The organism is Micromonospora sp. NPDC023644, assembly GCF_040640115.1.
Lineage (GTDB): Bacteria > Actinomycetota > Actinomycetes > Mycobacteriales > Micromonosporaceae > Micromonospora.
This window is the reverse complement of the sequence record NZ_JBFABA010000030.1, coordinates 53,950-65,426: the sequence shown is the minus strand read 5'-3', so window position 1 is coordinate 65,426 and position 11,477 is coordinate 53,950. Positions and strand designations below refer to the sequence as shown.

At 74.7% G+C, this 11,477-nt stretch carries 13 protein-coding genes and 1 pseudogene; 12 read left to right on the top strand and 2 right to left on the bottom strand.

What is annotated here, in order from left to right; translation table 11 throughout:
* From AB0G08_RS20555 to AB0G08_RS20530, 6 genes and pseudogenes are all read left to right on the top strand, one after another.
* Positions 1-472, top strand: a pseudogene (locus tag AB0G08_RS20555) (hypothetical protein); the annotation flags it as partial.
* A 227-nt stretch (positions 473-699) separates the two neighbouring features.
* Positions 700-1,182 (top strand): UDP-N-acetylglucosamine--LPS N-acetylglucosamine transferase, encoded by a 483-nt coding sequence (locus tag AB0G08_RS20550; protein ID WP_121395268.1) that lies wholly within the window; start codon positions 700-702, stop codon positions 1,180-1,182.
* A 74-nt stretch (positions 1,183-1,256) separates the two neighbouring features.
* Complete coding sequence (locus tag AB0G08_RS20545) at positions 1,257-1,871, top strand: glycosyltransferase (RefSeq protein ID WP_358090201.1); 615 nt, start codon at positions 1,257-1,259, stop codon at positions 1,869-1,871.
* Positions 1,868-2,788 carry a glycosyltransferase family 2 protein gene (locus AB0G08_RS20540; protein ID WP_358090194.1) on the top strand — a complete coding sequence of 307 codons (921 nt, stop codon included), beginning with the start codon at positions 1,868-1,870 and terminating at the stop codon, positions 2,786-2,788. Before AB0G08_RS20545 ends, AB0G08_RS20540 begins: the two co-directional genes overlap by 4 nt.
* A 216-nt stretch (positions 2,789-3,004) precedes the next feature.
* Entirely contained in the window at positions 3,005-4,183 is a 1,179-nt protein-coding gene (gene aroC / locus AB0G08_RS20535; RefSeq protein WP_358090191.1) for a chorismate synthase, read from the top strand.
* 46 nt (positions 4,184-4,229) lie between these two features.
* Complete coding sequence (locus AB0G08_RS20530) at positions 4,230-4,733, top strand: shikimate kinase (RefSeq protein WP_358090188.1); 504 nt, start codon at positions 4,230-4,232, stop codon at positions 4,731-4,733.
* 171 nt (positions 4,734-4,904) lie between these two features.
* Here AB0G08_RS20530 and AB0G08_RS20525 read toward each other — a convergent pair whose 3' ends face one another.
* Positions 4,905-5,633, bottom strand: coding sequence for an alpha/beta hydrolase (locus AB0G08_RS20525; protein ID WP_358090185.1), 729 nt, complete (start codon positions 5,631-5,633; stop codon positions 4,905-4,907).
* Between the two features lie 78 nt (positions 5,634-5,711).
* Here AB0G08_RS20525 and AB0G08_RS20520 point away from each other — a divergent pair, with 78 nt between their 5' ends.
* The 5 genes from AB0G08_RS20520 (at position 5,712) to nusB (ending at position 9,982) form a co-directional block, all read left to right on the top strand.
* Positions 5,712-6,695, top strand: a complete 984-nt coding sequence (locus AB0G08_RS20520) for a YafY family protein (RefSeq protein ID WP_358090182.1) — start codon at positions 5,712-5,714, stop codon at positions 6,693-6,695.
* 112 nt (positions 6,696-6,807) lie between these two features.
* The gene (gene aroB, locus AB0G08_RS20515) at positions 6,808-7,884 is read left to right on the top strand and encodes a 3-dehydroquinate synthase (RefSeq protein ID WP_358090179.1); all 1,077 of its coding nucleotides are present in this window, start codon (positions 6,808-6,810) and stop codon (positions 7,882-7,884) included.
* Positions 7,881-8,321: a type II 3-dehydroquinate dehydratase gene (aroQ, locus tag AB0G08_RS20510; protein ID WP_358090176.1), complete on the top strand. Its 441-nt coding sequence runs from the start codon at positions 7,881-7,883 to the stop codon at positions 8,319-8,321. The genes aroB and aroQ overlap by 4 nt, the downstream gene beginning before the upstream one ends.
* A 669-nt stretch (positions 8,322-8,990) precedes the next feature.
* On the top strand, positions 8,991-9,548 hold the full coding sequence (gene efp, locus AB0G08_RS20505) for an elongation factor P (RefSeq protein WP_357872602.1): 558 nt from the start codon (positions 8,991-8,993) through the stop codon (positions 9,546-9,548).
* Between the two features lie 23 nt (positions 9,549-9,571).
* Complete coding sequence (nusB, locus tag AB0G08_RS20500; RefSeq protein WP_357872626.1) at positions 9,572-9,982, top strand: transcription antitermination factor NusB; 411 nt, start codon at positions 9,572-9,574, stop codon at positions 9,980-9,982.
* Positions 9,983-10,109: 127 nt separating this feature from the next.
* Here nusB and AB0G08_RS20495 read toward each other — a convergent pair whose 3' ends face one another.
* The gene (locus AB0G08_RS20495) at positions 10,110-10,598 is read right to left on the bottom strand and encodes a helix-turn-helix domain-containing protein (RefSeq protein ID WP_013285505.1); all 489 of its coding nucleotides are present in this window, start codon (positions 10,596-10,598) and stop codon (positions 10,110-10,112) included.
* A 284-nt stretch (positions 10,599-10,882) separates the two neighbouring features.
* On the opposite strand from AB0G08_RS20495, the gene pyrR reads away from it, so the two are divergent.
* Positions 10,883-11,464, top strand: a complete 582-nt coding sequence (gene pyrR, locus AB0G08_RS20490; protein WP_358090173.1) for a bifunctional pyr operon transcriptional regulator/uracil phosphoribosyltransferase PyrR — start codon at positions 10,883-10,885, stop codon at positions 11,462-11,464.
* The last annotated feature ends 13 nt before the right edge of the window (positions 11,465-11,477 follow it).

Below are 11,477 nucleotides of genomic sequence, written 5' to 3'. Positions count from 1 at the left end.
CGCCGCCGAGGCGGGGCGCGCCGCCGCCGGCACGCCGGACGGGGCCCGGGCGGTCGCCGCCGTGGCCGCCCTGACCGACCGGCACGGCGACACGGCCGTCGAGTTCGGGCACTGGCACGGCGACTGGGTGCCCTGGAACCTCGGCGTGCACGCCGGCCGCCTCGTCGCCTGGGACTGGGAGCACAGCGGGCCGGACGTGCCGCTCGGCTTCGACCTGGCGCACGACGCGTTCCAGCGGGCCCTGGTGCTGCGGGGCGAGCCGGCCGCGGCGGCGGCGCGGGCCGTCGACGCCCACCTGGACCGGTACGGCGCCGAACTCGGGCTCGGGGCGGCGGCCCGGCGGCTGGTGGCCGACGCCTACCTGCTGGAGATGTGGCTGCGCACCTGGCGACTCGCCGACGCAGGCGCCGGCTGGAACGCCGCGCTGCATCCTGCCCTGCTGGACGTCATCGAGAAACGACATAGCGGCTGATCCGCCGAAATCGGTGGAGCCCGCCGCGCACCGTCGGATCCGGACGGTGACGAGGAAACTCCAGGTCGTGACGATCGTCGATATCGATGATTCGCCGCGGCGTATCCGATCCGCCACCCGCGGAGATCGATCTGTCGCCCGGTCGCCCTATTTCACCAGCCGGGGGACGTGTGATCTGCTGTCGCGTGGCGACCACCGAACAGCCAAGCGCACTTGTGGGGAGTCGCGTGGAAACGACAACCGAGGACGCCGGCGAGCCCGGGGTCCTGCTCCTGGTGGGCTCCAGCGGCGGCCACCTGGCCCAACTGCTCGCCCTGCGTCCGTGGTACGAACGCTGGCGGCGGTGCTGGGTCACCTTCGACACGCCCGAGGCGCTCTCGCTGCTGGCCGGCGAGGAGCTGGTCCCGGCCCACCACCCGACCACCCGCAACGTGCCGAACCTGCTGCGCAACGCCGTCCTCGCCTGGCGGGTGCTGCGGTCGCGCCGGGTCGCCGCGGTGGTGACCACCGGCGCCGGCGTGGCCGTGCCGTTCGTGGTGCTGGCCCGGCTCCGGCGCGTGCCGACCGTCTACATCGAGGTGTACGACCGCATCGACACCCCGACCCTGACCGCCCGGCTCTGCCGGCCGTTCCTCTCCGCGATGCTCGTGCAGTGGGACGAGCAGCGCCGGCAGTACCCGGAGGCCACCGTCGTGGGGACCCTGCTGTGAGCGCCGAGAGCACCGGAACCGCCCCCGCGCACCGGGTCGCCCCCGGCCGCCCCCGGCCGACGCCCGCCAACCGGGTGCCCCGGCCCCGCGACCCCGGCGACCTCGCCCGGTCCCGGCTGCTGGTCGCCGTCGGCACCGACAAGCACCCGTTCGACCGCCTGGTCGGCTGGCTGGAGGAGTGGCACCCCGCCGTCGCCGAGGGCGTCGGGCTGACCGTCCAGCACGGACACACCCGGGCCCCCGGGGTGCCCGGGGCGGTGCCCTTCCTCGGCCACGACGAGTTGCAGACCGCGATGGCCGAGGCCGACCTCGTCGTCTGCCACGGCGGCCCGGCCACCATCCTGGAGGCCCGCCGGCACGGTCACCTGCCGATCGTCGTGCCCCGGGACCCGACCCGGGGCGAGCACGTCGACGACCACCAGCAGCTGTTCGCCCGCCGCCTGGGCGCGGCCGGCATGGTGGCGCTCGCCGAGACCCGGGAGGCGCTCTTCGCGGCGCTCGCCGCCGGCCTCGCCGACCCGTCCCGGTTCGCCGTCGCGGCCGACCCGGCGGCGTCCGAGGCGCGCCGCGCGGCGGTCGAGCGGGTGGGACGGATCGTGGAGGACCTGGTGGCCGCGTCGACCGGACGACGGCAGCGGACGAGGTGGCGGCCGTGGGCACGGTCGGGCCGGAACGGAGAGCGGCGATGACCGAACACCCGAGCGTGAGCGCGGTGGTGCCCACCCGGGACCGCCCGGAGCTGCTCCGGGCCGCCGTGCGCGCCATCCTCGACCAGGACCACCCCGGCCCGATCGAGGTGGTGGTCGTCCACGACCAGTCCGAACCGGACGCCTCGCTGACCGAGCTGTCCCGCCCGGACCGGCTGGTGCGGGTGATCCGCAACGAGCGCGCCCCCGGCCTGGCCGGCGCCCGCAACTCCGGCGTCCTGGCCGCCACCGGTGAGCTCGTCGCGTTCTGCGACGACGACGACGAGTGGCTGCCCGGCAAGCTGCGGGCCCAGGTCGAGGCGCTCGCCGCCCACCCCGACGCGGAGTTCGTCAGCTGCGGCATCCGGGTCAGCTACGACGGGCACACCGTCGACCGGGCACTGCCGAAGGACTCGGTCACCCTGGCCGACCTGCTGCGGGACCGGATGACGGAGCTGCACCCGTCGACCTTCCTGATCCGCGCCGCCGCGCTGCGCGACGGGTTCGGGCTGGTCGACGAGGAGATCCCGGGCAGCTACGCGGAGGACTACGAGTTCCTGCTCCGGGCCGCCCGCAGCGCGCCGCTGGTGAACCTGCGCACCCCGTACGTGCTGGTGCGCTGGCACAAGCGCTCCTACTTCGCGCAGCGCTGGGACACCATCTCCGAGGCGTTGCAGTGGCTGCTGGAGCGCTACCCCGAGTTCGGCACCCAGCCGGCCGGCGAGGCGCGGGTCACCGGGCAGATCGCCTTCGCCCGTGCCGCGTCCGGCGACCGGCGGGGCGCGATGCGCTGGGCCCGGCACACCCTCCGGCGCAACCCGCGCGAGCCTCGGGCGTACCTGGCCCTCGCCGTGGCCGGGCGGGTGGTCCGCGCCGACGCGGTGCTGCGCACCCTGCACAAGCGCGGCCGGGGCATCTGAACCCGCGCGCCCGGGGCGCGTCCGGCGAGGACCGGCCCGGCCCCGGGCCGCGCGGGTCCGCACGGCGGATCGGGGCCGGGCGGCCGGCGCGCCGGTCTCCCCCGGCCTCGGTGTCGGTGGTCGCGCCGACGCCGCGGCGGGCCGCGCCGCGTCCGCAGGGCGGGACGCGGCGGGCACCGCACGGCGGCGGCCACCGGGCGTGACAGACTGACCGCTGTGTTGCGCTGGTTGACTGCAGGGGAATCGCACGGTCCCGCCCTCGTCGCGATGCTCGAGGGCGTGCCCGCCGGCATCGAGGTGACCACCGGGGAGATCGCCGGTGAGCTGGCCCGGCGTCGGCTCGGCTACGGCCGGGGCGCGCGGATGTCGTTCGAGCAGGACGAGGTCGAGATCATCGGTGGGCTCCGGCACGGGGTGACGCTCGGCAGCCCGGTCGCGATCCGGGTCGGCAACTCCGAGTGGCCCAAGTGGCGCACCGTCATGGCCGCCGACCCGGTCGACGCGGAGGAACTGGCCAGCCAGGCCCGCAACGCGCCGCTGACCCGCCCCCGGCCGGGGCACGCCGACCTGGCCGGCATGCAGAAGTACGGCCACACCGACGCCCGGCCGATCCTGGAACGGGCCAGCGCGCGGGAGACCGCCGCCCGGGTCGCCGTCGGCACGGTCGCCAAGGCGCTGCTCCGGCAGGCCCTCGGCATCGAGATCGTCTCCCACGTGGTGGAGCTGGGCCCGGTCGCCGCCAAGCCGGGGCTGCGCCCCACGCCAGAGGACGCCGCCCGCATCGACGCCGACCCGCTGCGCTGCCTCGACCCCGAGGCCAGTGCCCGGATGGTCGCCGAGGTCGACGCCGCGAAGAAGGCCGCCGACACCCTGGGCGGCGTGGTCGAGGTGCTGGCGTACGGGGTGCCCCCGGGCCTGGGCAGCCACGTGCAGTGGGACCGCAAGCTCGACGCCCGGCTCGCCACCGCTCTGATGTCGATCCAGGCGATCAAGGGCGTGGAGATCGGGGACGGCTGGCAGCAGGCGCGCTCGCGCGGCTCCGAGGCGCACGACGAGATCATTCCCAGCGCCACCGGCGTGCGTCGGGTCACCGACCGCGCCGGCGGGCTGGAGGGCGGCATCACCACCGGCGAGCCGCTGCGGGTGAAGGCCGCGATGAAGCCGATCTCGTCGCTGAACCGGGCCCTGGCGACGGTGGACGTCACCACCGGCGAGCCGGCCACCGCGATCAACCAGCGCTCGGACGTCTGCGCCGTGCCCGCCGCAGCCGTCGTCGCCGAGGCGATGGTGGCGCTGGTGCTGGCCGAGGCCGCCACCGAGAAGTTCGGCGGCGACTCGGTCGCCGAGATCCGCCGCAACCTGGCCGGCTACCTCGACGCGCTGGTGATCCGGTGAGCGCGGGCCGGCGGGCGAGGCGCGCGGCCGGCCGGCGGTGCCGCTGATGGCGCCGGTCTGCGTGCTGGTCGGGGCGCCCGGCTCCGGCAAGACCACGGTCGGGCTGGCGTTGGCGGAACTGCTCGGCGTGGAGTTCCGCGACACCGACCTGGACATCGTGCGGCTGGCCGGCAAGCCGATCCCGGAGATCTTCATCGACGAGGGTGAGGACCATTTCCGTACCCTCGAACGGGCGGCCGTGGCGGCGGGGCTGGCCTCGTGCGGAGGCGTGCTCGCCCTCGGCGGCGGCGCGATCCTCGCCGAGGAGAACCGCGCCGCCCTGGTCGGGCACTTCGTGGTGTACCTCTCCGTCGAGCTCTCCGACGCGGTGAAGCGGGTCGGGCTCGGCGCGGGCCGCCCACTGCTGGCGATCAACCCGCGGGCGACGCTGAAGTACCTGCTGGACCAGCGCCGCCCGCTCTACGCCGAGGTGGCCACCGCCACGGTCGTCACCGACGGGCGGGAACCGGCGGAGATCGCCGCCGAGATCGCCGCGCTGCTCAAGCGCTGAGAGCGTGCCGCCGCCGAGGCGCTGGACCGGGGTTACTTTAGAGCCAGCGCCCGGGTGCGGCCCCCCGGAGGTGCGGGTGCGAACGGCAGCTCGGGCGGAGTGCAGGTCGCTGGCGTGCCCGGCTCCGCGTCCGCATGCCGGCGGCCGCGGGCCCCGCAGCGCCGGTGGCCGTCAGTCGCGGGCGATGCGGTCGAGCACGTCGGCCAGGGCCTTCGGCTCGCTGAGCATCGGCCAGTGCCCGGTGGGCAGCGCGTGCAGCTGGCCGCCGGCCAGCCCGGCGAAGAACGGGTGGCCCTGCGCGATCATGTCCTCGACCACCTCGAGCGGGAAGGTGCTGGCCACCAGGGCCGTCGGCACCGCGCGCCCACCGGTGCGGCGCACCGGGTCGGTGGCGGCGCGCAGCGGGTGGGCCGTGGCGCGCCGCCGCAGCAGTGCGAGCGCGGCGGAATCCAGCCCGGCCAGGTTCTCCGGGTCCTCCGCCGGGTCGAACGCGGGTGGCGGCAGCAGGTGCCCGTCGCCGATCTCGGCGCGCAGCCGCTCCTGTTCCTCGGGCGGGTTGCTGTCGAACTGCGACATGCCGTCCGGCATCGGCCCGCTCTCCACGTAGACCACCCGGGCGATCCGGTCTCCGATGCGGTCCGCCGCCTGGACCGCCGGCAGCCCGCCGCCGGAGTGCCCCACCAGCACCACGTCGTGCAGGTCCTCCACCTCGATCAACCGGACGATGTCGGTGGTGTGCGTCTCCAGTCCCACCTCCGGGCCGGCGAGGTGGGCGCGCTCGGCCACCCCGGTCAGCGTCACCGGATGGACCTCGTGGCCCTGCCCGCGCAGCGCCGCGGTCACCTCGCGCCACGCCCAACCGCCCAGCCAGAAACCCGGCACCAGCACGAACGTCGCCATCTGCGACCTCCCTCTCTCGTCCGGGAATACCGTACGATCGAATCCGGACGCTTTCCGCCCGCTTTGCAGGAGTGGCCCGTGTCACATCCCGCCGCCCGGGTGCTCGGCATGCTCGAACTGCTCCAGAGCCACCACCGGCTCACCGGGGCCGAACTTGCCCGCCGGTTGGGGGTGGACGGACGCACCGTGCGCCGCTACGCCGCGACCCTGGCCGAGCTGGGCATCCCGGTGACCGCCGAGCGGGGCCGCCACGGCGGCTACCGGCTGCGCCCCGGCTACAAGCTGCCGCCGCTGATGCTCACCGACGACGAGGCCGTCGCCGTGCTGCTCGGTCTGGTCGCCGCCGAGCGGCTCGGGCTGGGCACCGAGGAGCCGGCGACCGCGACCGCGCTGGCCAAGATCCGCCGGGTGCTGCCGCCCACCCTGGGTGACCGCCTCGCCGCGGTGCAGGAGCACCTCGGCTTCACCCTGCGTCGGTCCGCGTCGCCGGCCCGGCCGGCGACCGGAACGCTGCTCACGCTCGGCGCCGCCGCACGGCAGCGGCGCCGGGTGCGGCTGGACCACCGCTCCTTCTCCGGCGCGGCGACCCGCCGGGAGCTCGACCCGTACGGGCTGGTCTTCCACGCCGGCCGGTGGTACGTCACCGGCCACGACCACCTGCGCGGCGAGGTGCGCACGTTCCGGCTGGACCGGATCGGCGAGGTGGAGCCGGGGGAGGAGACCTTCACCGTCCCCGACGGCTTCGACCCGGTGGCCCAGGTGACCCGTTCGCTGGCCCGTGTCCCGTACGCCCACGACGTCGAGGTGCTGCTGGAGACCGACCTGGCCGCCGCCCGACGCCGCCTCCCGCCGAGCGTGGCCGAGCTGAGCGCGACCGCCGGCGGCGTGCTGCTGCGTGCCCGCGCGGAGCACCTGGGCGGGATGGCCCAGCTGCTCGCCGGGCTGGGCTGCCCGTTCACCGTCCTGCGTCCCGACGCCCTGCGCGGCGAGGTCGCCGAGCACGCCCGCCGGCTGGCCGCCTGGGCCGCCCGAGAGCCCGGCGATCCGACGGCACCCGGGTGATCCGGCCGCGCCCGGGGTCGGCCCGCGCCGGGCGGCGGGCGGGCGCGAGCGGGGTGGCCACGAAGTGGACAGTTCCCGCCCGGCGCCGGGCGGCTGGACTAGGCTGCCGGCGATGGACGAGGTGACCCGGATCCCGGTCGGCGGCGAGCGCCCGTACGACGTGCTGGTGGGACGCGACCTGCTCGACGCGCTGCCCGGGCTGCTGCCGGACGCGATGCGGGTGGCGGTCCTGCACGCGTACCCGCTCAAGGAGGTGGCCGACGCGATCTGCGGGCGGCTGCGCGCGGCCGGCGTCGCGCCGCTGCTGATCGAGGTGCCGGACGCCGAGGCGGGCAAGCGCATCGACGTGGCGGCGACCTGCTGGGACCGGCTGGGCGAGGCCGGTTTCACCCGTACCGACGCGGTGGTGGGCGTCGGGGGCGGCGCGGTGACCGACCTGGCCGGCTTCGTCGCGGCCTGCTGGCTGCGCGGGGTGCGCTGGGTGCCGGTGGCGACCTCGCTGCTGGGCATGGTCGACGCGGCGGTGGGTGGCAAGACCGGGATCAACACCGCCGCCGGCAAGAACCTGGTCGGGGCGTTCCACCCGCCGGTCGGCGTCCTCGCCGACCTGGCGACGCTGGACAGCCTCCCGCGGGCCGACCTGACCGCCGGCCTGGCCGAGGTGGTCAAGTGCGGCTTCATCGCCGACCCGGTGATCCTCGACCTGGTGGAACGGGACCGGGCCGCGGCCACCGACCCGACCGGCCCGGTGACCCGCGAGCTGATCGAGCGGGCGATCCGGGTGAAGTCCGACGTCGTCTCGGGCGACCTGCGCGAGTCGGGCGTGCGGGAGGTGCTCAACTACGGCCACACCCTGGCCCACGCGATCGAGAAGGCGGAGGGCTACCGCTGGCGGCACGGTCACGCGGTGTCGGTCGGCGTCGTCTACGCCGGTGAGCTGGCCCGGCTGGCCGGCCGGCTGGACGCCCCGACGGCGGAGCGGCACCGCACGGCCATGGCGGCGCTCGGCCTGCCCACCAGCTACCGGGCCGAGGCCTGGCCCGGACTGCTCGCCACGATGCGGGTGGACAAGAAGGCCCGGGGCGACCAGCTGCGTTTCGTGGTGCTGGACGGGCTGGCCCGGCCGACGATCCTGGAGGGCCCGGACGACGAGCTGCTGGAGGCGGCCTACCGCGAGGTGGCCGCGTGAAGGTCCACGTCCTCAACGGGCCGAACCTCGGCCGGCTCGGCAGCCGACAGCCGGACGTCTACGGGGTGACGAGCTACGCCGATCTGGTGACGCTCTGCGAGTCGACCGGGCGGGAGCTCGGCCTGGACGTGACGGTCCGGCAGACCGACGCCGAGCACGAGTTGCTGGGCTGGCTGCACGCCGCCGCCGACGAGGGTGCCGCCGTGGTTCTCAACCCCGCCGCCTGGTCGCACTACTCGTACGCGGTCCGGGACGCCTGCGCCATGCTGCGCGGGCCGCTCGTCGAGGTGCACATCTCCAACATCCACGCCCGCGAGGAGTTCCGGCACCACTCCGTGGTGTCGGCGGTGGCGACCGGGGTGATCTGTGGCCTCGGCGTCGACGGCTACCGCCTGGCCCTGCACCACCTGGCCGCCCGCCGACCTGCCGCCCCCTGACCCGCCGGCCCGCCGCCCGCTAAGTCGTCGCCCCGCCGCCCGCCGCCGCCGGCCCCGCCCGCCGGCCCCGCCCGCCGGCCGGGTGCCGTCACACTGGGTCACCTCGATCTCCGTCACGGTCGGTCACCGGCCTCGAGGCTCCCTCTCCCTGCCCTTCGGGCGCTTTGCTCTGCAGCCGGATCCGCACCAGCGGCCTGACCTGCGGCTTCGTCCTCGGTGGCGAAGGGTCGCAGGGGCCGGTATGTGACCGTGGGTGAGTGGTGCGTACATGGCTGCAGAGCAAAGGGAGCGTGGGGTTCCCCGTCGGGGGCGTGCGGAGTGTGCGGAGGGTGACGGCCGGCGCGTCCTGTCGCCAGGAACCTCGCGATGCCGGCGGCCGGAGGCGGGGTGGTCGGGGCGGCGGTGGGGGTCGGCGTGGGCGACGGGGGCGGCGGCGTCGATGGCCGTCGCAAGCGGCGGCCGGGAGCGCCGCGTCGCGGGCCGCGAGCGGCGGCGGTAAGCGACGGCGGGGAGCGACGGCGGGGAGCGCCGCGTCGCGGGTGGCGAGCGGCGGCGGCAAGCGGCGGAGGGGAGGGGCGCGCGCGGGTGGCGGGCAGCGGCGGGCAGCGGCGTTCGGCGCAACTAGTAGACTTGCCAGGTCTGTCCGCCAATTGATGATCAAGGCAGGAAATGGCCACCACCAACGACCTGAAGAACGGCCTGGTACTCAACCTCGACGGAGAGCTCTGGGCCGTCGTCGAGTTCCAGCACGTCAAGCCCGGTAAGGGTGGTGCGTTCGTGCGTACCACGCTGAAGAACGTGCTGTCCGGCAAGGTGGTCGACAAGACCTTCAACGCGGGCACCAAGGTCGAGACCGCGACCGTGGACAAGCGCACCATGCAGTACCTCTACGCCGACGGCGAGGACTACGTCTTCATGGATCTGGAGACGTTCGACCAGATCACCGTGCCCGAGGCCACCGTCGGCGAGGCGGCGAACTACCTGCTGCCCGAGGCCGAGGCGACCGTGGCCACCCACGAGAGCGTCCCGCTCTACATCGAGCTGCCGACCAGCGTCGTGCTGGAGGTCACCTACACCGAGCCGGGCCTGCAGGGCGACCGGTCGACCGGCGGCAACAAGCCGGCCACCGTCGAGACCGGCGCGACCGTGCAGGTGCCGCTCTTCATCACCACCGGCGAGAAGATCAAGGTCGACACCCGCGACGGCCGTTACCTCGGCCGCGCCTGATGGCCGAGGGTCCCAAGCAGCAGATGCCGGCGCGCCGCAAGGCGCGCAAGCGGGCGCTGGACGTGCTCTTCGAGGCCGACCTGCGGAACCGTCCGCCGGTCGAGGTGCTCGCCGGCTACATCGAGCGGATCGAGAAGCCCCGACCCGAGCACCTGGGATACGCGGTGAGCCTGGTCGAGGGTGTCGCCGCCCACCTCGACCGGATCGACGAGGTGATCGCCAGCTACGCCGAGGGGTGGACGCTGGACCGGATGCCGGCGGTCGACCGCAACCTCGCCCGGATCGCGGTCTACGAGCTGCTCTACGTCGACGAGATCGACGACGCGGTGGCCATCAGCGAGGCCGTCGAGCTGGCCCGGCAGATGTCGACCGACGACTCGCCGCGCTTCCTCAACGGCATCCTCGGCCGCATCGCCGAGTACGCCACCCGCTGAAGCGGCGCACGTCACACCCGACGTGCGTCACACCGGCGGGTGACGGCGGGCGGGACCGCGACCCGGACGACCGAACGACGACGAAGAGGGCCCGTGCCGTCGGCACGGGCCCTCTTCGTCGTCGGGGTCAGCTGGCGAAGAACGCCCGCGGGTCGGCGACCAGCACACCGTGCTCGGTGAGCCGCTCGATCAGGCCGGACGGCGAGGCGTCGTAGACGATCGCGAGCGCGCGCAGGTCGTCGGCGCGGATGGAGAGCACGCGGCCGTTGTAGTCACCGCGCTGCTGCTGGATGGCGCGCGCGTAGCGGGCGACGTAGGCCAGGTCCTCGGAGGCCTCGTCGTACAGCCGCTCCAGGTCCAGGACGATCTTGCTGGTGGGCTCGTGGCGAACCCCGCTGCCGTCGGGCAGCAGCTCGGAGACGGGAACGCGGTAGAAGTCGGCCAGCTCCGCCAGGCGCGACACCGTGACGGCGCGGTCGCCGCGCTCGTAGGAGCCGACCACCACCGCCTTCCACCGCCCGTTCGACTTCTCCTCCACGCCCTGCAGGGAGAGGCCCTGCTGCTGGCGGATGGAGCGCAGGCGGGCGCCCAGAGACTTGGCGTATTCAGAGGGCATTAAACACTCCCAGTGCTGCTCGGGGTTCTCCCAGGGGTCGCTACGGAGCGTGACGGTACGGGGATTGGTACAACTGGTCAAGTGGTCGTGACCTTACCGTTGGGATCACCGGGGGAGTTGTCCGCTTTTCGCCGGGCTGACCGGGGGGTCAGCAGCCGGCGGTGGTCAGTGCGGTGACCACTGGTAACGTGGCGGGAAGCCCCGGTCCGGGCCGCTCGCGTCCCGGTGCCGGCATCCGACGTCCTTTAACGACCCGTCCCGTGAGGCGGGGAAGGAGGTCCGCCGTGGCCTACCCAACGGCTGCCCAGTCGCCGCCGCCGCGACAACCCTCGGTGAAGGTGATCCTCGCCAGCGCCGACGTCCAGCGCGTGGTCGACCGCATCGCCCACCAGATCCTGGAGAAGACCCAGGGCGCCGAGAACACGGTGCTGCTCGGCATCCCCACCCGGGGCGCCCCGCTCGCGAAGCGGCTCGCCGCCCGGATCAGCACCTTCGAGGACGTGACCGTCCCGGTCGGCGTGCTCGACATCACCCTCTACCGCGACGACCTGCGCCGGCACGCCACCCGCGCGGTCGGGCCGACCCAGGTGCCGCCCGGCGGCATCGACGGCAAGCGGGTCGTCCTCGTCGACGACGTGCTCTTCTCCGGCCGCACGGTGCGGGCCGCGCTCGACGCGCTCAACGACGTGGGGCGGCCGGCGTCCGTCCAGCTCGCCGTCCTGGTCGACCGCGGCCACCGCGAGCTGCCGATCCGCGCCGACTACGTCGGCAAGAACATCCCGACCTCGCTGGCGGAGAGCGTGAAGGTCACCCTGGCGGAGACCGACGGCGTCGACGAGGTCAAGTTGTACGGGGGGAACCGGTGAGCGCGAGGAGTGC